The organism is Pseudarthrobacter siccitolerans, from assembly GCF_030823375.1.
Classification (GTDB): Bacteria; Actinomycetota; Actinomycetes; order Actinomycetales; family Micrococcaceae; genus Arthrobacter; species Arthrobacter siccitolerans_A.
Genome location: NZ_JAUSXB010000001.1, coordinates 2,719,162 through 2,736,504, shown reverse-complemented (window position 1 = coordinate 2,736,504; position 17,343 = coordinate 2,719,162). Strand labels below are relative to the sequence as shown.

The 17,343-nt window shown below is 64.3% G+C and carries 20 protein-coding genes; 11 read left to right on the top strand and 9 right to left on the bottom strand.

Annotation, left to right across the window (positions count from 1 at the left end; translation table 11 throughout):
* Positions 1 to 104 precede the first annotated feature (104 nt).
* From QFZ36_RS12755 to QFZ36_RS12745, 3 genes are read left to right on the top strand one after another with little or no spacing between them, the layout of a single operon-like run.
* Entirely contained in the window at positions 105 to 320 is a 216-nt protein-coding gene (locus tag QFZ36_RS12755) for a hypothetical protein (protein ID WP_306636959.1), read from the top strand.
* A complete protein-coding gene (locus QFZ36_RS12750; protein ID WP_306636957.1) occupies positions 317 to 1,453 on the top strand; it encodes a baeRF2 domain-containing protein in 1,137 nt (378 codons plus the stop codon). Before QFZ36_RS12755 ends, QFZ36_RS12750 begins: the two co-directional genes overlap by 4 nt.
* Before the next feature lie 45 nt (positions 1,454 to 1,498).
* Positions 1,499 to 1,813 carry a hypothetical protein gene (locus QFZ36_RS12745; RefSeq protein WP_306636955.1) on the top strand — a complete coding sequence of 105 codons (315 nt, stop codon included), beginning with the start codon at positions 1,499 to 1,501 and terminating at the stop codon, positions 1,811 to 1,813.
* 111 nt (positions 1,814 to 1,924) lie between these two features.
* On the opposite strand, the gene QFZ36_RS12740 is transcribed toward QFZ36_RS12745, so the two are convergent.
* Positions 1,925 to 2,458 (bottom strand): MarR family winged helix-turn-helix transcriptional regulator, encoded by a 534-nt coding sequence (locus QFZ36_RS12740; RefSeq protein ID WP_306636953.1) that lies wholly within the window; start codon positions 2,456 to 2,458, stop codon positions 1,925 to 1,927.
* A 271-nt stretch (positions 2,459 to 2,729) separates the two neighbouring features.
* Between QFZ36_RS12740 and QFZ36_RS12735 the strand changes: the two genes are divergently transcribed.
* The 3 genes from QFZ36_RS12735 to QFZ36_RS12725 are packed head-to-tail and all read left to right on the top strand — an operon-like array spanning position 2,730 to position 4,674.
* The gene (locus QFZ36_RS12735) at positions 2,730 to 3,587 is read left to right on the top strand and encodes a hypothetical protein (RefSeq protein ID WP_306636951.1); all 858 of its coding nucleotides are present in this window, start codon (positions 2,730 to 2,732) and stop codon (positions 3,585 to 3,587) included.
* The gene (locus tag QFZ36_RS12730; protein WP_306636949.1) at positions 3,584 to 4,015 is read left to right on the top strand and encodes a phage holin family protein; all 432 of its coding nucleotides are present in this window, start codon (positions 3,584 to 3,586) and stop codon (positions 4,013 to 4,015) included. Before QFZ36_RS12735 ends, QFZ36_RS12730 begins: the two co-directional genes overlap by 4 nt.
* On the top strand, positions 4,012 to 4,674 hold the full coding sequence (locus tag QFZ36_RS12725; RefSeq protein WP_306636947.1) for a DUF3618 domain-containing protein: 663 nt from the start codon (positions 4,012 to 4,014) through the stop codon (positions 4,672 to 4,674). Before QFZ36_RS12730 ends, QFZ36_RS12725 begins: the two co-directional genes overlap by 4 nt.
* Before the next feature lie 109 nt (positions 4,675 to 4,783).
* Here QFZ36_RS12725 and QFZ36_RS12720 read toward each other — a convergent pair whose 3' ends face one another.
* Positions 4,784 to 5,620, bottom strand: coding sequence for a LysR substrate-binding domain-containing protein (locus QFZ36_RS12720; protein WP_306636945.1), 837 nt, complete (start codon positions 5,618 to 5,620; stop codon positions 4,784 to 4,786).
* Between QFZ36_RS12720 and QFZ36_RS12715 the strand changes: the two genes are divergently transcribed.
* Positions 5,583 to 5,978 carry a DUF5997 family protein gene (locus QFZ36_RS12715; RefSeq protein ID WP_306636944.1) on the top strand — a complete coding sequence of 132 codons (396 nt, stop codon included), beginning with the start codon at positions 5,583 to 5,585 and terminating at the stop codon, positions 5,976 to 5,978. The two genes, QFZ36_RS12720 and QFZ36_RS12715, sit on opposite strands and share 38 nt — an antisense overlap.
* Positions 5,979 to 6,069: 91 nt before the next feature.
* On the opposite strand, the gene QFZ36_RS12710 is transcribed toward QFZ36_RS12715, so the two are convergent.
* Positions 6,070 to 6,450, bottom strand: coding sequence for a VOC family protein (locus QFZ36_RS12710; protein ID WP_306636942.1), 381 nt, complete (start codon positions 6,448 to 6,450; stop codon positions 6,070 to 6,072).
* A 164-nt stretch (positions 6,451 to 6,614) separates the two neighbouring features.
* Between QFZ36_RS12710 and QFZ36_RS12705 the strand changes: the two genes are divergently transcribed.
* Together QFZ36_RS12705 and QFZ36_RS12700 are read left to right on the top strand one after the other, a co-directional pair.
* The gene (locus tag QFZ36_RS12705; RefSeq protein WP_306636940.1) at positions 6,615 to 7,214 is read left to right on the top strand and encodes a hypothetical protein; all 600 of its coding nucleotides are present in this window, start codon (positions 6,615 to 6,617) and stop codon (positions 7,212 to 7,214) included.
* A 73-nt stretch (positions 7,215 to 7,287) separates the two neighbouring features.
* A complete protein-coding gene (locus tag QFZ36_RS12700; protein WP_306636938.1) occupies positions 7,288 to 7,887 on the top strand; it encodes a DUF6919 domain-containing protein in 600 nt (199 codons plus the stop codon).
* A gap of 18 nt (positions 7,888 to 7,905) precedes the next feature.
* Here QFZ36_RS12700 and QFZ36_RS12695 read toward each other — a convergent pair whose 3' ends face one another.
* Entirely contained in the window at positions 7,906 to 8,388 is a 483-nt protein-coding gene (locus QFZ36_RS12695; protein WP_306636936.1) for a pyridoxamine 5'-phosphate oxidase family protein, read from the bottom strand.
* A gap of 91 nt (positions 8,389 to 8,479) precedes the next feature.
* Entirely contained in the window at positions 8,480 to 9,865 is a 1,386-nt protein-coding gene (locus QFZ36_RS12690; RefSeq protein WP_306636934.1) for a flavin monoamine oxidase family protein, read from the bottom strand.
* Positions 9,866 to 10,004: 139 nt separating this feature from the next.
* Here QFZ36_RS12690 and QFZ36_RS12685 point away from each other — a divergent pair, with 139 nt between their 5' ends.
* Together QFZ36_RS12685 and QFZ36_RS12680 are read left to right on the top strand one after the other, a co-directional pair.
* Positions 10,005 to 10,760, top strand: a complete 756-nt coding sequence (locus QFZ36_RS12685; protein ID WP_306636932.1) for a TetR/AcrR family transcriptional regulator — start codon at positions 10,005 to 10,007, stop codon at positions 10,758 to 10,760.
* A gap of 63 nt (positions 10,761 to 10,823) precedes the next feature.
* A complete protein-coding gene (locus tag QFZ36_RS12680; RefSeq protein ID WP_306636930.1) occupies positions 10,824 to 11,879 on the top strand; it encodes an LLM class flavin-dependent oxidoreductase in 1,056 nt (351 codons plus the stop codon).
* Here the strand turns inward: QFZ36_RS12680 and QFZ36_RS12675 are convergent.
* The 4 genes from QFZ36_RS12675 to QFZ36_RS12660 form a co-directional block, all read right to left on the bottom strand.
* On the bottom strand, positions 11,876 to 13,450 hold the full coding sequence (locus tag QFZ36_RS12675) for a UxaA family hydrolase (RefSeq protein WP_306636928.1): 1,575 nt from the start codon (positions 13,448 to 13,450) through the stop codon (positions 11,876 to 11,878). The genes QFZ36_RS12680 and QFZ36_RS12675 overlap by 4 nt on opposite strands.
* 60 nt (positions 13,451 to 13,510) lie before the next feature.
* Positions 13,511 to 14,476 carry a C-terminal binding protein gene (locus tag QFZ36_RS12670; protein ID WP_306636926.1) on the bottom strand — a complete coding sequence of 322 codons (966 nt, stop codon included), beginning with the start codon at positions 14,474 to 14,476 and terminating at the stop codon, positions 13,511 to 13,513.
* A gap of 152 nt (positions 14,477 to 14,628) precedes the next feature.
* Positions 14,629 to 15,540: a dihydrodipicolinate synthase family protein gene (locus tag QFZ36_RS12665; protein WP_306636924.1), complete on the bottom strand. Its 912-nt coding sequence runs from the start codon at positions 15,538 to 15,540 to the stop codon at positions 14,629 to 14,631.
* Positions 15,541 to 15,585: 45 nt separating this feature from the next.
* Positions 15,586 to 17,067: an MFS transporter gene (locus QFZ36_RS12660; RefSeq protein ID WP_306636922.1), complete on the bottom strand. Its 1,482-nt coding sequence runs from the start codon at positions 17,065 to 17,067 to the stop codon at positions 15,586 to 15,588.
* Positions 17,068 to 17,343: the final 276 nt, after the last annotated feature.

Sequence of the window (17,343 nt, the reverse complement as noted above, 5' to 3'; positions counted from 1 at the left end):
AGATCCCCAGCATTGCCTCTTTTGACCGCCGCCTCCTGGTGCTACGGTGAAGTGACGAACTAGTAAGCCTGTGATACTAAATTCACTGAGCGAAGGAGATCGTCATGGCTGAACGCGGCAACACCAAACACGGCCCCATCCTCGATGATGAGCTGAAACACGAAACCCAGGGCGCGGTCCACGCAAACCAACCGCCCCACGCGGAGGAATGGCGCGAAACTGAACCTTTCCCCGACGACACGGATCCTGCTGAAATCCAGGAGGCCCTGAATCCCGTCGCTTCCCCCGATTCCATCAGCGATGAGGAGGAAGAGAAGTGACCCGAAGCCTGAAGGAGCACGCGGACCGGTACCGGCTCCCGGGCCCCTGGTGCACCGCCTACGTGGACGCGGGAACAGGCACCGTAGACAGCCTGGAAGCGGGGGACGTCCGGCCCGGCAATGTCCGTGCCGCGCTGGAAGCGCAGGGAGCCTCAGCGGCGGACCTCGATGCAGTGGAACAGGCCCTGCAGCCTGAGGCAGGAATCCCTTCCCCTGTTTCCCGGTTCGTCCTGGTGCACCAGGGCAACGTTGAGATCAATGAAGTCCTGCCCGGCGAGCGAGTGCTGCCGGAACGGATTTCGGTGGATCCCCTTCCCGACCTCCTGCCGCTGGTCAAGCACCGACCCGAGGAGTTCCCGTACGTTGTTGCAGAAGTCAGCCGGGACAACGGCGAGATTCGATTGCACTACGCGGGAGCCGGCGCGCCGGCGAGCACGGAGGAAATCCAGGGCGACAGCCAGCACATCAAGAAGTTCCAGGGCGGGGGCTGGGCCCACCTCCGCTTCCAGCACCACACCGAAGATGTGTGGCGCCGCAACGCGGATCAGGTGGCCGGGGAAATTGACCGCGTAGTGGGCAGCAGCGGCGCCCGCCTGGTGGTCCTTGCGGGTGACATCCACGCGCGGAGGCTGGTGCAGGAGCAACTCTCCAAGGCAACCCAGGCATTGGTGTCCGTGGTCGATTCCCACACGCACACAGCCGGTGCTGATCCGAGCCTCCTTGAAGACCAGGTCAACCAGCGCGTCGCTGAACAGTGGGCCACCGAGCAACAGGACATCATGGACCGGCTGGCCACGCAGGAAGGGCAGGCCAATCCGGAGTCCGCTACCGGGATCGGCGCTGTGGTTCATGCGCTCCAGCAGGCCCAGGTAGAGGTGCTGATCCTGGATGACGGCGCCCTCTCGGAACGGACCCTGCTGGCACTCGACGCCGAGCCGTGGATTGCCACCGCCGAGGAGGAATCCCTGGGTGCCAAGGTGCTGGGCAAAGTCCCGGCCCCGGCGGCCCTGCTGCGTGCGGCCGCGCTGACCGATGCGCGCGTCCTGCTGGTCCCGGGCGGGGTCCTGCAGGACGGGGCCGATGTGGCAGCCCTGCTGCGCTGGTCCACGGGACCGACAGTCCCGTCGTCGTAAGTTATCTCCCTGCAAGCAACGAACCGACAGGAAGGAAGGCAAACTATGGCAACGGGAAATGACAACGAGGACCTTGCCCCTGGCGGCGTGATCATCCCCGAAGAGGATGCATTGCCGACTCCCACGCGGACAGGGCACGGCAAAATGCCCGAGGACATTGACGACGACGCCTATGCGGCAGCAGCCGAACAGGAGCGGGTTGCCGCCGGGCTTACCGACTACGCACCCAGCGACGTGCCGCCGGCGACGGATCCGCTGCCGGACGGGTCTTCAGAGGCCGCCGATCTGGCCCAGCGCGGGCTGCTGGACAACAACGACGCCACAGGGGCCCGGGCGAACGAGGACCAGGACAACAGCTGACAGTCACGCGGTGAAGGGCAGGGCCACAAAGCCCTGCCCTTCACCTTTGTTCCGGCTCTTACTGCCACCTTCGCTGCCGTCACTGCCGGCTCGTGTCACCGCTGGCGACTTTTACTGGTGCGGATGGTTCAGTCCCCGGAAGCCGTGGCCGCGCGTGCCCGGCAGGCGGCGCGGGGTGCGGTGGTGTTCGGGGGCTACAAAAGGAACCACCTCCGGGTCCCGGCTGGGCGGCAGCGCCCGGATGAACTTGGTGAGTTCGTCCTGCAGAACCTTCCAGGAGATCTCCGGATCGTCCGGGTAGGCATCCGCTTCTGCCTGCCGCGCTGCCTCGAGCGCAGCCCGGCCAACATCCGTGAGTTCGACCCTAAACTGCCTGCGGTCCGTGGACTGGCGGGTGCGGGTGAGATGCCCTGAGCCCTCAAGCCGGGTGAGTACCCTGCCCAGGGTCTGGCTCTGCACCCGGACAACTTCGGCGAGCTGCTCCTGGTTAAGCGGTCCGGCAGCCAACCCTTCAAGCGCTATAACGGCTGCCCGGGTCAGGCCAAGGGGTGCCAACGCATCATCCTGACGCCGTTGGACCAGACGCGCCGCCAGCGTAATAAGGCGGTAGCTGTTCCGTGCATCCGGATCGAGGTTGCTCGTCATCGGCCGCGGCCTTCCTGTAGGTGGCGAAGTGTGGGTGGCATTACCCCTTCATGCGTCGCTACCTACCTACAATAAGCATGCTTAGCATCCTGTTCGCAAGTAGGCTTACTATCCGCCTCGACACCTTGCCGCTTAAACCCAAGCCGCGACACACCCCCTTGCATTCCAAATGGGAAGTGTGCTTAGTATCTAAGTAGTAACCCTGCTTACTAACTACTGCCAGCATTGCTGGTTCTTGATCGCCAGCTGACCCTTTGCGAAAGAGAGCATGATGACAGAGAACCAATGGCCCCAGACCCCTAACCCTGCTATCCCGGACCCTTACGGCGCTTCCGAAGTGGGCGTTGAAGACACCTACGCCACCCCAGCCTCTGCCGGCACTGCCGGCACCTCTAAGACCGGGGCGGCAAAGGAAGAGGCTTCGAATGTGGCCGGCCAGGCCGCCACTGCCGCCCAAGGGGTTGCCCACACGGCGAAGGAAGAAGCCGCCAACGTGGCTTACGAGGCCAAGCACAGCGCCCAGGATCTCCTGGGCCAGGCCAAGTCGGGACTGACCAGCCAGGCAGGCACCCAGCAGCAGAAGGCAGCCGAAGGCATCAGGACCATCTCCAGCCAGTTGCAGAGCATGGCCGACGCCCCCGACCAGCAGGGCGTCGCGAGCGACCTGATCCGGCAAGCCGCCCAGCGCAGCGAATCCGTCGCCTCCTGGCTGGAGAACAAGCAGCCCGGAGACCTGCTCGGCGAAGTCCAGAGGTTCGCCCGGAACCGGCCCGGCACCTTCCTCCTGCTCGCAGCAGGCGCCGGTATCCTGGCAGGCCGCCTCACCCGGGGCCTCACCGCCGGGGCTCCCGATTCCCAGGGCGTTGCACAGTCCACCCAGGCCCGGCGGCCGGTCCAGTCCGCACCGGTAGCCCCGCTCCGCCAGGAAACGGTATACGCAGCGGGCACCGACGATCTGTTTGACGAGCCGGTGGTCGGCACCGGAGCGCCGGTATCCACCACCACGCTCCCCTCCGGGACCGCCGAGGACACCCCGCTCCGCTTCGACGATGACCCCTACCGTGACGAGGACGGCAGCTACCAGGCTGCTGACGGCACCTACCGGTCAACGGAAGGACGCCAACTGTGAGCAGCCAGATTCCGGAGACGCCGCCGAGCGCGGCGCATGTGAAAGCGGACAACGCGTCGCTGGGTGAACTGCTGGGTGATGTGACCCGGGATTTGTCCACCCTGATGCGCCAGGAAGTGGAACTGGCCAAGGCCGAACTTAAACAGTCTGCCACCAAGGCCGGCAAAGGCGGGGGAATGCTCGCCGGAGCCGGTGTGGCCGGGCACTTCGTCCTGCTCTTCCTGTCCCTGGCCCTGATGTTCGCCCTGGGCGCCCTGATGCCGCTGGGCTGGGCCGCCGTGATCGTCGCCGTGATCTGGGCCATCATCGCCGCGGTCCTGGCCTCGATCGGGCGCAAGGAACTCAAGCAAATCCAGGGCATGCCCCAAACGGGCGAAACACTCTCCGAAATTCCCCCAACCCTAAAACCAGGTGAGGTAAACCGATGAGCGATAACCCGGACGCAATCCGTGCCGACATAGAAGCCACCCGTGCCCGCCTGGGCACCAACGTGGACGCGGTCGCCGACAAAGTCACCCCCTCCAACGTCGTCCACCGCCAGACCGACAAAGTCAAAGACGCCGTCAGCGGCGTGAAGGAGAGGATCATGGGAGCAGCAGACAGCACCACCACCCGGGTCCAGGATAAGGTCCATTCGGGCGCCGGGCACACCACCGGCGCCCTGCACAGCACCGGAGACACCCTGCACGACGCCAAAGACAACGTCGGCGCCAAACTCAGTGACGCCGGCACAGCCATCTCGCACACCCCGGACCAGGTCAAAACCAAAACCCAGGGCAACCCCCTGGCCGCCGGCCTGATCGCGTTCGGCGCCGGGATGCTCGTCTCGTCCCTGATCCCGGCCAGCCAGAAGGAACGCGAAGCGGCCCAGCAGCTCAAGACCGCCGCCGAACCCCTGGCCACCCAGGTCACCGACGTCGCCAAGGACATGGTCCAGGACCTCAAGGAACCGGCCCAGGAAGCGATGGAAAGCGTCAAGGCCACCGCCACCGAAGGTGTCCAGAACGTCAAAACCGAAGGCCAAGGCGCCGTCACCGACGTCAAAGACCGCGCCACCGACGCTAAAGACCACGTCCAAAACACCTAGGCCTGCACTGCGTAGGGCTTACACGGCATAGGTCGTTTATGGTTCAGGAAGGCTGGCTCCGCAAGGGGCCGGCCTTCCTGGCGTCTCTGGCTCTTTTTTAGGGCGCCGCCTAGCGTTTGCCCTTTTTCCGCGAACCCTTGCCCCGGCCCTTGTCAGGGTTGGGGGCGTAGCGCTGGGCAACCTTCGGAGCCTTCTTTGCGCCGGTGCCGCGCCGGTCCGGCTTGGGGTCCTTCTTCACCTTGACGGGCTGGGCCGAGGGCTGCCGGGAGCTTTGGGCAGTCCGGCCACGCACGATCCCGATGAATTCCTCGATCACCTCGTCGCTGGAGTCGGTAGGCCAGGCAACGGCGATCTCGGTGCCGGGCGCTCCCGTGAGACGCCTCGCCACGGTGTCCTTGACGTTGAAGTGCCGGGCCACGGACATGGGCAGGATCACGAGCCCCGCGCCGGTAGCCACCACCTGCAGCGCCGCTTCCGGACCGCCAAGCGCGGCGACGTCGAGGAAGGCCTCCTCGTCCAGGTCGGCCAGGGCCACTTCCTCGAACACCGATATTTCGTGGCCTTTCGGGGCGACCACCACGGGCTGCTCCTCGTAGAGCGGGATCACACTGAGGCCCTCGCGCTCCACCGGAAGGCGGACGAAGCTGAGGTCCGCGGAACCGTCACGCAGCACCTCGAGCTGTGCGCCGTCGTCGGACATAAACGCCTGAAGGGGAATGTCCAGCACCCGTTCCTCCCACCGGCGGATCCACTTGCCAGGCGTCACGCCCGCCACGTAGGCCACGCGGAGGACGCGGGGGGCGTCCGCCGCGGCGGGATCGGCCGACCCCGATGGAGCGGCGTCTGTCTGGGGGGTGTTGTCGGTGGGCACGTCTTCACAGTACCGTCCGCCCGGATACCCTTGAAGCATGACCTCTGCAAACTCCCAGTCCATGAAGCCGGCCACCGTTGCCAAGAAACTTGGCATCTACCTGCCCGCAACACCGCAGGAGTTCCAGGAATCGACCATCACCCGCGAGGAGTTCGCCGAGCTCCAGGCCAACCCGCCGGAATGGCTCGCCGAACTGCGCCGCAATGGCCCGCACCCCCGCCCGGTGGTGGCGCAGAAACTGAACGTCTCCATCAGCGGCCTCGCCCGCGGCGGTGTTGAGGAAGCGCTGACCACGGCGGAAATCACCGCGCTGTTGCAGGCTCCCCCCGCGTGGCTGGTCACCGAGCGCGCCACCCACGCAGCCGTCCGCGCCGAAGCACAGCGCGTGAAGGAAGAAGCAGCCAAGAAGGACGCCAAGCGGGCCCGCGCCTGACACTCTGGCGTTCCCGAAACCGGGGCCTGTCCGCGAATCCGAACCTTGACGGGCCGGATCTGCGAACAAGCCTCTGTTGTGTCCAGGGAAGTCAGTCCTGGTGCAGCTGGATGAAGTTGCCACAGCCGTCGTCGAACACGGCGCTGATGCCGGATGGATCCTCGGCGGGCCCGCCTCGGAAAGTCACACCGGCCTTGGTGAGCCGCTCGTATTCGGCCTGCACGTCCGGCACGCCGAAAACGATGGCGGGCAGGCCGGCCTTGTGCAGCGCGTTCATGTAGTCCGCGGCGATGGGGTTGTCGCTGGGTTCCAGGAGCAGGCCCACTGACCCCTGGTCCGCACCGGGGTCCTTAATGATGAACAGGTTGTACTCCGGCATCGCCATCAGCGTCTCGAAGCCAAGGGTCTCCGTATAGAAGGTATGGGCGGCCGCGGGGTCCTGGACGTGGATGCTGCACATTTTGAGTCTCATGGTCCCACGGTACGTGGCCCGCTGGGCGGCAGGAAGGCCTTGGCGCCCTTGCGGCATGGCTTCGGCCGGTACTGGCGGAGCCATTGACCGCGGCCCGGGAAGGCGCTCCAATGGAAGGAGCAGCCCGGCGTTCCCGCCCGGGCCTGTGGACGTGGAGGTGCAAGGTGGCAGCCATCGCAGAATCCCTGTTCCAGGGGGCGTGGGTCCTTCTGCTGTGCGGGTCTGTGCTGGTGGCGAGTGTGGCCGGCACCGTGTTCCAGGTCCGACGGCGGGCGCTGGCTGGCGCGGGCAGGGAGCCGGAGCGTTCGGACCAGCTGTTCTGGGACCTGTTCCTGGGCTCCGCGGTAGCCCTGCCCGCCCTGCTCATCCCGACTCTCGCGTCCGCCTGGGCGGGACTGTTCCTTACAGGAGCGGCAGTGGCAGCGGGCGTTGCCGCCTACCGGGGCAGCCCGCGGTTGGCCTCCTGGCTGCTGGACCGGCGCCAACGCCGTGAGTACCTGCCCCTTTATTCGGCAGCGCAAATTGAGCACAACCTGTTGCTGGAGCGCTGGCGCCGCTACGAACTGGATCCCGCCTACTGCATCGATTTCCCGGCCATGACCGATGTGCGGCTGCCCCACACGGCTGCGGTGATCAAGGCCATGCGCGAGGCCGAGCAGCTGCGGGCCGCGCGGCACCAGGAGTACCCGCCCGCCGTCGAACGTTTTCGCCGCGCCCTCGCCGCTGCTGAACAGGCGGCAGGAATTCCTGCCAACGGGCATTAAGTTGCTGTTCCGCGCGTTAACTGCTGTGTCGCCGTCACTGGAGTCCGGCGGCCGGGCACCGTAGCGTTTGAGGATGGAGCTTCAAGAAACGCAAGACCGTGACCGGTTCGGCAGGCGGCTGGAGGACCGGGGCGCCTGGCGCCAGGCCACCACGCTGGCGGGCGCGGGCGAACTCACCGCGCGCTGGCTCGAAGGGCAGAGTGAATTCCAGCCAGCCACCTTCACGGCAAGGTACGACGCCGAGACCGCACCTATCGCCGTCGAGCTTGCTGCCCTGAACCGGAACGGCCTGTTCACGAAGGAGTCCCAGCCCGGGCTGCAGTCTGCCGGCGTTTCCCAGCGGCAATACGTCACGGCGTTCTGCAGTGCCGAAATTGCCGCCGAACTCCTGGCCCTCTCCACCCGGACCGAGTTGGTGACCGTGGCCCATGCCCCCGGCGAGTCCAGCAACGCCGCCATCCCGGTGACACTGGACGGCGGCGAAGTAGTGACGGTGCTGGGCTCCAGCGAGAACCCGGTGACCGAGGACCAGATCCAGGACTGGGCCGGGGAAACCAACGACAACCTGGCCCTGCTGCTGGCCGACTCCTGGTACGTGGAAATCCTGGACCCGGCCTGGGGCCGGGACGACGTACTGCTGCCCGCCGTCCTCGGCGCCCTGACCGGCACATAGCGTCCGGTTCCCGGGTTACTACAGCTCTACGGTGCCGCTTTCGCCCACGCTCATCCGGCTGTGGGTGACCTTGGACTTGACCCACTGGAACACTGTGGCGGCCGTTCCGCCGGGGCTGGTCCAATATTCGGCCGAATCGGAATCGATGCGGAGCAGGCACACCTCGGGAGTGTCCGGACCGTCCGGGAACCACGCTTCAACGGCCTGGTTCCACTTTTCGCGGATCGTTTCCCGGTCCGTCACCACCTCGGCGCTCCCGGCCACGGAAACCCACTCGGTGTTCTTCCCAAACGAAACGTTGACGCGCGGGTCAGCCCGCACGTGCGCAACCTGCGAGGTGCCGAGGCCGGTGAAGAACCACATGTCGCCGTCGTCCTTGACATCCTGGACGGCCAGCGGCCGGCTGACGAGCGCGCCTTCCTCGTTGACGGTGGTCAACATTCCGATGTGGGAATGGTTGATGATGTCCGTTACCTTGCTCATGCTCCCGGTGTCAGTCATGTCTCACCTCGTTCGTCTGAATACGGGGACGCTCCCCACAGCCCAGCCTATTAGTAAGCATGCTTAGAATCCACCACCGCACGCGACTGCTTCAGGCCGGAACAGTGACTCTCGCTGCTTCGCAGATACTTGCCGCCGTGCGCCGGCCCATCCGAATGGCGCCGTCCACATGCTGATAGCCTTCGGCGGCGAGGTCTGAGGAGGACCAGTAGATGGGGCCCACCGGGGCGTGCTGGTCCTTGCCGTAACGGTGGAGGCCACCAAGATCGTAGCTGGAGGCGTAGGCGCCGCGGGTCCATTCCTCCGAGCCCCAGTCGGACTCGTAGTAGACCTCGGGCTCCAGTGCCTCCGCGCCCAGGAAGCCGGCAATGGACTCCAGGACGGCGCGCTTGCGTTCGGCTGCACTCAACTCGAAGACCACGTCGGCCTTTTCATCCGAGATGAAGCCCACCAGGGTTCCCCTGGTGTCGCCGAAGTTGGTGTTGTCGTAGACCTCCTGGACCAGGGATCCCGCGCCGAAGCACGTGCCGGACAGGCCGGAATTCCGCCAGAACGGCCGGCTGTAGACGGCGTGAACCTTGATGACCAGGCCCAGTGACTGGTGCTGGTGCATCTGGTGCTGGCGGCGCGGCAGCGGCGGGTTGAACGAGACGCGGGAGTACAGGTTGGGCGGCACGGCCATGATCACGAACCGTGCGCTCACCGTCGCCTGCTCCGACTCGACCATGACGCGGTGCCCGCCGTCGGCGTCCGACTCCCAGTTGATGGTCCGCACCGGGGAGTTAAGGACGACGTCGTCCCCCAGCTCCCGTGCGAGCAGCAAGGAGACCTGCTGCATGCCGCCCACCACGCGCCGGTCCAGGATGAAGTCCTCGTCAGTGAGGTGGGTGAAGGACCCTGCGGAGGCGGCCATCAGGACAGCCTGCAGCGCGGAGAACGCATGGGCGGGCTTGGTGAGCATGCCGCCGGCGATGAACAGGCCGATGTTGTTGCAGGCTTCCTCGTTGACTGAGTGCTGCCGGAGCCAGTGATGGAAGGAGATGGTGTCCAGTTCGCGCGCTTTCGGATGGGCCCAGGGTTCGGTGGGGCCGATCTCGGCGGCGAGCCCGTCCAGCAGGGTGACGAGCTTGTTCATCTCGGCTTCGGTGTCCGGGTCCACGGGGAAGGTATCCCCTGTGTACCGGACGGGGACGCCGTCCTTCCCGATGTACATCGACTCGCCCTCGCGGTACCGCGGGTAGGTCTGCAGGTTCAGTTCCTGGAGGAGGTCCAGGAGTACGGTCTGGTCCGGCGAGACCCACTGGCCGCCGATTTCCAGCATGGCGCCGTCCACAGTGTCGGTCCAGGTGCGGCCACCCACGCGGTCACGCGCCTCCAGGACGGCAACGCTCAGGCCGGCCCTCTTCAGTTCGCGGGCAGCGGTAAGTCCCGAGGGCCCGGCTCCAACGACAACGACGTCGCGGTTCAGGTTCAGCATGATGTCCTCTCTTGAGCTCCCTCCTGTGACGGGGAGCACTAAATGAATGTCATTCATTTATTAGAACTATAGCCTTTTGGCGCGGAGACGGGAAGTGGCGGATGGAATAATGCTGGAGACCACCAGAGAAAGGCCAGTAATGCCGGCAGTACCAGCCATACAGGGACGCTCCGCGGAGGCCGCGGGCTCCGCTAGTGGGGGCAGTGCCGCCGCTAACGGGGGTGGCGCTGGCGCCGCCAGGAGGCGGGCGGGCCGCCCGTCCGCCGCGCTGTTGGACAAGGCCGGAATCACGGTGGCGGCACTGGAGCTCATCAACCGCAGGGGCTATGACGGCCTGACGATGGCGGGCCTGGCCAAGGAACTGGACGTGGCGCCGTCGGCCCTTTATAACCATGTGGCCTCAAAACGCGACGTACTGCTCCTGGTGGAGGACCATCTCACTTCGCTGGTGGACGTGTCCGATTTTGGTGCGGCACCCTGGGAGGAGGCCGTGCGCAGCTGGGCCTGGAGCTACCGGAATGTCTTCGCGGAGCACACGCCGCTGATTCCGGTGATTGCCGTCCTCCCGGTGACCGACGCGCCGCAGACACTGGCGATGTACGAGACCGTGAGCAAGGGCTTCCTCGACGCCGGCTTTCCCCAGGAGCGGGTTGTCTCGTCCATTGTGGCGCTGGAGTCCTTTATCTTCGGCTCGGCGTACGACGTCACGGCTCCTGAGGATATCTTCGATTCCGGGTCCATGGCTGAGTCGACGCCGAACTTCACGGCGGCCGTGCGTAGCGCGGCTACCAACCCGCCGGAAGGCGCTTCCGGCGGGCCGGGGCGGCCGGCGGATGTGGCCTTCGAGCTGGGACTGGAGGCGTTGATCTCCGGGCTGGGTGCCCTCCGGGGGTAAGACCTTCTCCGGTCCGGGCGCATATCCTGAGGAGGAGCCACACCCCGATCCTGAAGGAGCTCCGTGCCTGACCCGAAACGTCCGTTGCGCAAGCTTGGTTTCCTCACCATTGGCCTGTTCGATCCGGCGGACCCCGCCCCGGGACACGAATCCACATTGCAGGTCATCGAACTCGGCGAGCGGCTGGGATTCGACAGTGCCTGGCTGCGCCACCGCCATCTGCAGTTCGGAATCTCCTCCCCCATCGCGATGATGGCCGCGGCCAGCCAGCGCACCTCCCGGATCGAGCTGGGAACCGCTGTGACCCCGCTGGGCTGGGAAAACCCGCTGCGCCTGGCCGAGGACTTGGCCACGGTGGACCTGCTCGCCGGGGGACGGATCAATCCGGGGTTGAGCGTGGGGGAACCGATGCACTACGACACGGTGAAGCACGAGCTGTACCCGGAGTCCTCCGAGCTGGAGGACTTCAGCTACGCCCGGATGGATCGGCTGGCCCGTCTCATAGCAGGGGAACCGGTGCGGGACTTCTCCGGCAGGCAAGGTGTGGTCGAAGACTTCTCCAACCGTGTCGAGCCGCACTCACCCGGGTTGCGGGACCGCCTTTGGTACGGGGCAGGCAGCAGGAAGTCGGCCGAATGGGCCGGGGCAAACGGCTTTAACCTGCTCTCCAGCAGCGTGGTTTTCCCCGAAACAGACCAGGAACCGGACTTTGCCCTTATTCAGCAATCACAGATTCGCGCCTTCCGTGAGGCCGCCGCAGCGGCACAAGTGGATGGACCGGCACGGGTGTCGCAGGGCCTTGTGGTGATACCGACCGATTCGGCATCCCCCGCTCAGCGGGAGAAGTACCAGCGCTATGTCGATGAACGTACTCCCCGCACGCGAACACCGCAGGGGCCAAAGGGCATGCTCTTCGCCCCGGACCTGGTCGGCACCAGCAATGACATTGCCGAGCAGCTGTACGCACACGCAGGATTCCAGGAAGTCGACGAGGTGGCGTTCGCACTGCCCTTCAGCTTCGACCACGAGGACTATGTCCAGATCCTGACCGACATCGCCGGCAAACTGGGTCCCGCCCTGGGATGGACCCCCGCCACGGTTGGGCAAGGCTTGCTCTAGAGAACGGTGGATAGCTGCCAGGGAACGAATTCGTTGTCCCCGTAGCCCAGTTGTTCGCTTTTGGTTTCTTCGCCCGAAGCGACCCTGAGGATGAGGTCGAATATTTGCTGTCCCATTTCCTCGATAGTGAACCGCCCGTCCGCTATTGCTCCACAATTCAGGTCGATGTCCTCTGACATGCGTTCGTACAGCGGGGTGTTTGTCGCGAGTTTAATGCTTGGCGTGGGTTTGCAGCCAAAGGCGGAACCACGACCAGTCGTGAATGCAAGGACATGGGCGCCGCCAGCGACCATGCCGGTCGCGTTGACTGGGTCATATCCTGGCGTGTCCATGTACACGAGGCCGTGAGCCGTGATGGGTTCGGCGTACTCGACGACGTCGACGAGGTTTGTTGTTCCACCCTTGGCTACTGCGCCGAGGGATTTTTCGAGGATGGTGGTAAGCCCGCCGGCCTTGTTACCGGGAGAGGGGTTGTTGTTGATGGAGCTTCCGTCGATGGCCACATGCTGTTCCCACCAGCGAACGCGTTCCATGAGTTTGTTTGCGACGCGTTGGGATTCCGCACGTGAGGTCAGCAGGTGCTCCGCCCCGTAGATTTCGGTGGTTTCGCCGAATACAGCGGTACCGCCGTGCCTGACAAGTAAATCTGCAGCTGATCCCAGGGCGGGGTTGGCTGTGATGCCTGAGAAGGCATCGGAGCCTCCGCATTCCATGGCGAGGATAAGTTCCGCTGCCGGAATGGTCGTCCTCGTAGCCTTGTTGATTCGGGGCAGAAGTTCCTCGATGCGCCGCACTCCTTCAGCCACGGTAGCCCGGGTGCCGCCCTGCGCCTGAATGGTCATGCTCGAGACTGACTTGTCCGGGCTTAGTGACCATCCGGACGTGAGTCCTTGGATCTGGTTCACTTCGCAGCCGAGGCCGAGTACGAGGATACTGGCGAAGTTAGGGTGGTTCGCATACCCGTGGAGGGTCCGGCGCAGAACCTCGAAGCCGTAATTACCTTCACCGCCTGTACCGCAGCCCGAGGAATGTGTCAGCGCCACGACGCCGTCGACGTTGGGATAATCATCCAGGACGCCGCTGTTTTCGATGCGGGAAGCGATGAGTTTCGCCGCTGTCGCAGAGCAGTTAACCGAAGTTAGGATGCCGACGTAATTACGGGTACCGACCGAGCCGTTGGCGCGGCGGTAGCCCTGGAAAGTGGCGCGCTGGTTCTCGGGCAGGAATTCCGTTTTCCGCAGGGCGGTGCCAGCCTGTCCGTTCCGCTCGAACTCACGGTAATCAACGTTGTGGCTGTGAACATGTTCGCCCTTTTCGATCCGCCGCCCTGCGAAGCCGATGATCTGGCCATACTTCCTGATCGGTTCATCAGCCTCTATCGTCCGCAACGCCGCTTTGTGGCCGGTGGGGATCTCCCCCACGCACGGCAAGTTTCCACCCGCGAAAGACACGTGCGTATCGGCGGGGACCTTCTGCAGGGCAGTACCGACGTTGTCCTCGGGATGAAGGACCAAGAGTCCGATCTCCACGCCAAGCTGCGGGTCACTGACCACATCAACGGTTTTGTTCATGTTCGTGCCTTTACTTTTGACTTTCTTCGGCCGGCTGGCGTCCCCTCCCCAAGGGGGCTTCTAACTGAGTACTTCGGGGTTGAGGATATTGCGGGGCCGTCGGCCCAAACAGGCTTCCACGACGTTCTCAGCGGTGCGCCGCTTTAGTTCGTCGTTCGATTCCTCGGTGTACCAGGCACTGTGCGGTGTGAGCACGACGCGGTCAAGATCGAGCAGCGCACTGTTGAGAGGGAGGGGTTCTTCCTCGAAGACGTCCAGGCCGGCAGCCCGGATCCGACCGATCTTCAGCGCGTCAACGAGGGCTTCGGTGTCCACGACCCCGCCGCGGCAGGTGTTGATGAGGGTGGCACCCTCCTTGAACTGGCCCAGGCTGTGCGGGTTAATCAGGCGGTGCGTGTGGCTGTTCAACGGAACGTGCAGGGATACGACGTCGGATTCGGCCAGGAGGTCCTCAAAGGAGACCACCGGAACGCCTTCCTTCGTCGTTGTGCCCGGGGCGTGGAGGGGGTCGTAACCTAGGACTCGGTAACCGATGGATTTGGCTTTGGCAGCTGTTGCCGCGCCGATGAGGCCCAGCCCAACAACCCCAAACGTCTGTGAGGAGAAGCGGCGGAGCGGCTTGACCGAATTGAGGAGGTTTTGTCCCGACCGGATTCCACGGTCAAGGTCAGGGATGCCGCGGCCGAGCGTCAGGGCCAGCGCTATGGCATGGTCGCTGACGTCCTCGACACCGTAATCGGGCACGTTCGACACCGCAATCCCGCATTGCGTTGCGGCCTCTACATCAATGTTGTCTACGCCTACGCCGTAGCGGCTGATGGCTTTGAGGCGGGGCAGGCCCTTGAGGACGCGCTCCGTGATGGGGGCGTACTGGACGATGATGCCGTCTGCCTCAGAGGCATATTTCAGCACGTCTTCCTCAGTGGTGCAGTACGCACGCTCCAGCTCAATTCCGTTAGCGTGTGCTACGGACTGCTCGTGGTCAATCGTTTCGAATTCGTAGTCTGTGATGACTATGCGGGGCATGCTCGTCTTTGTCCTTTTCGTGCCCGCCAGGCCAGACCGGACGGGATGTGCCAGATTTCGTAAAACGGGCCTTCGCCGGTGGGCGAGGGTTTCTGCTGGGTGTGGGACCAGTGGGGCCGGCGCCCGGCACGGGCGGCCGGCCCCACTATCTCTCATGCCCAGTTGAGGATCAGCGGGTCCTTCCGCTTGGCCATCTCGACAAGCTGTGCCCTGGTGTCCGGGTGCAGATCGCCGATTGGCGCGCGTGTCCTGTCACTGGCGATGATGTTGCCCTCTTTCATGAGCACTTTCGTTGCCCGCAGCCCGCATTGGCGGTTCTCGAAGTGGATGAATGGCAGGAGGTCTTCCCAGGCGTGGATGGCCTTGTCCCGTTCGCCCGCGTGGAAGTCCCGCACGATCTGCCCCAATTGGTCCGGGACCATGCAGCTGCTCATGGTGCCCTGCGCGCCCGCCTCGAGGTCCGGGATAAGCGTGATTGCTTCTTCGCCGTCAAAGAGGCCCGGAAGGGCGGGCCCGGCGGCGGCCGCAAGGGCTCGGAGCTTGTCAGCGGCCTGTGGCATCTCGATCTTGGCGTAGTTTACTTGCGGAACCTCCTGTGCGATGCGGGCGAGGAGTCCGACGGAGAGGGGCGTGGTGCTCATCGGCGCGTCCTGGATCATGATGTCGATGTCCAGGCCGTCCGCGACATGCTTGAAGTACTCGACCACCGCCTCGTCGTCGACCTTCATGGTGGCGCCGAAAAACGGGGGCATCAGCATGACCATGGCGGCCCCCAGCTCCTGGGCGCGGAGGCTGCGTTCCCGGGCAATGCGGGAGCTGAAGTGGCTGGTGGTGACGCAGACCGGCATCCGTTCACCCAGGTGATCCATCGTCGTCCGGAGCACTGCCTCACGCTCGTCGTCGGTGAGGGAGAACTGCTCGGAGTAGTTGGCCAGGATGCAGACGGCGTCGGACTTGCCGTCCACGAGGTAGTCCAGGACCCGGCGCTGGCCTTCAAGGTCCAGTTCCTCGTCGTCGGTAAAGATAGTGGGCGCTACCGGCATTACGCCAGTGATGGCACTCATGATGTTTCCTTTTGTGGTTGTTGATGGGTGTCAGTCACTGGTTGTTCAGTGGTTTCGTGCCAGGACAGGGGCAGCTTCGGTCTCGTAGTCCTCGGCGTCGATGTCACGTCCATGCGGGTCCCACTTGTTGACGAGGATGACTACGATGGCGATCGCAGGAACAGCGGCGAGGACAAGCAGGGCTTTGGTGCCCAGGGCTGCTGTGGCCAAGGGCCAGAACACGAGGCCTGCGATTGCTCCGAGGCGGACGCCGATCTGGGTGAAACCGGTGCCGGCACCGCGGAGTGATGTGGGGTAGGACATGGTCGCCATCGTCATTCCCTGGGCACCGGGGCCTGCGGCGTGGCAGAAGATCAAGAGGCCGATGACAACAGCACCCACAAGGGACCAGGCGCCTTCGACGTTGCTCAGGCTGCCGGCGATCAGCATGCAGACGAACGTTCCGCAGAATCCGAACAGTGCGAGTTTGCGCGGGCCGATCCTGCCGGAGAGCCTTGCCCCGACGAGTCCGCCGGTGACGCCGAAGCAGAGGTTCAGGATGAGGGAGGAGATGATGTTGGTCATCACGTTCTGGGTGTGCAGCATGGCGAGCACGATCTGGCCGACGAAGAAGCCGACGGCGTAGTATTCCATGGACTGGCCCGCGTTAATGACGGCGGACAGGACGGTCCGGGCGCGGTACTTCTTGCTCACGAGCTTGCCCCACGCCTGGGTCAGGGTCATTTGGAACTGTTTGCGCTCGGCGCGGGGATCTGCTGCGTCCGGGGCCACTTCCGCGTCGACGCCGTAGGTCTGCTTGAGGATCTTCGCTGCTTCATGAAGGCCCAGGTTCTGAGCTGCCCACGATGGTGACTCGGCCATGTACTTTTGGCGGAAGATCATGATCAGAATCGCCGGTACGGCACCGAATCCGACCACGATCCGCCACATGTGGTTTTCACCCCAATGCATGTTCTGGAACAGGAAGTAGACAGGGATGAGGAGCGCGAAGGTCGAGGCCACGGCCACGTACCACATCGGCTGCCAAAGCGACACGGTGCCGCCCTTTTTCTTCCGCGAGGCGTACTCGGCAAGGAAGCTGAAGGCCACCGGGAAGTCAACGCCAATACCCACGCCCATGATGAAGCGCGCGATGATGAGGGTCCAGACGTCGGGGGCGAGTGCGCAGGCGATCGCGGCAACGACGAAGAACACCATGTCTGCCATGAAGACCTTGAAGCGTCCAAGCTTGTCGACGAAGTATCCGCCAAATACCGAACCAACGAGGGCGCCCACCATGATCGAGGCGGAGACCAGTGCGAGCATTCCGGGAGTAAGGCCGAAGTCCTTGGCGATATAGGGCATGCCGAAAGCCAGCGACGTGAAGTCGTAGGCATCCAGGAAGATCCCGCCCAGGGCGATGAGGGTGATGGCGAAGGACTTGCCCTTCTGCAGGCCCCCGCTGTTGATCAAATTGGTCACATCCTGCGCTGAGCGCAGGACAAGGCGCCCGCTTGGTTGTCCAGCAGGGTTGGGAACAGCTGACATAGGTGGTCCTTTCGGAAAACACACTGCTTTGTGCGCTTGTTTGTTCGGTATTTCGAACGTTGGTCGAAGTGGCGATCATGCGATTGCTGAGGTAGGGTGATCGGGAACACAATGGAGTCTAGGGAGGCGTCCCCAATCCGTCAAGCTTGCCGCTTCAAGTAGCCTGCAGAGGCTGTTCTGCAGCCGCGTTTCGCTCAGCGCTCCATGCCTTTGCCGTCGCAGATCGTGGCTCCAGAGTGTCCGAGGCTTGATCCTTGTACTAAATTTCGAACGTGA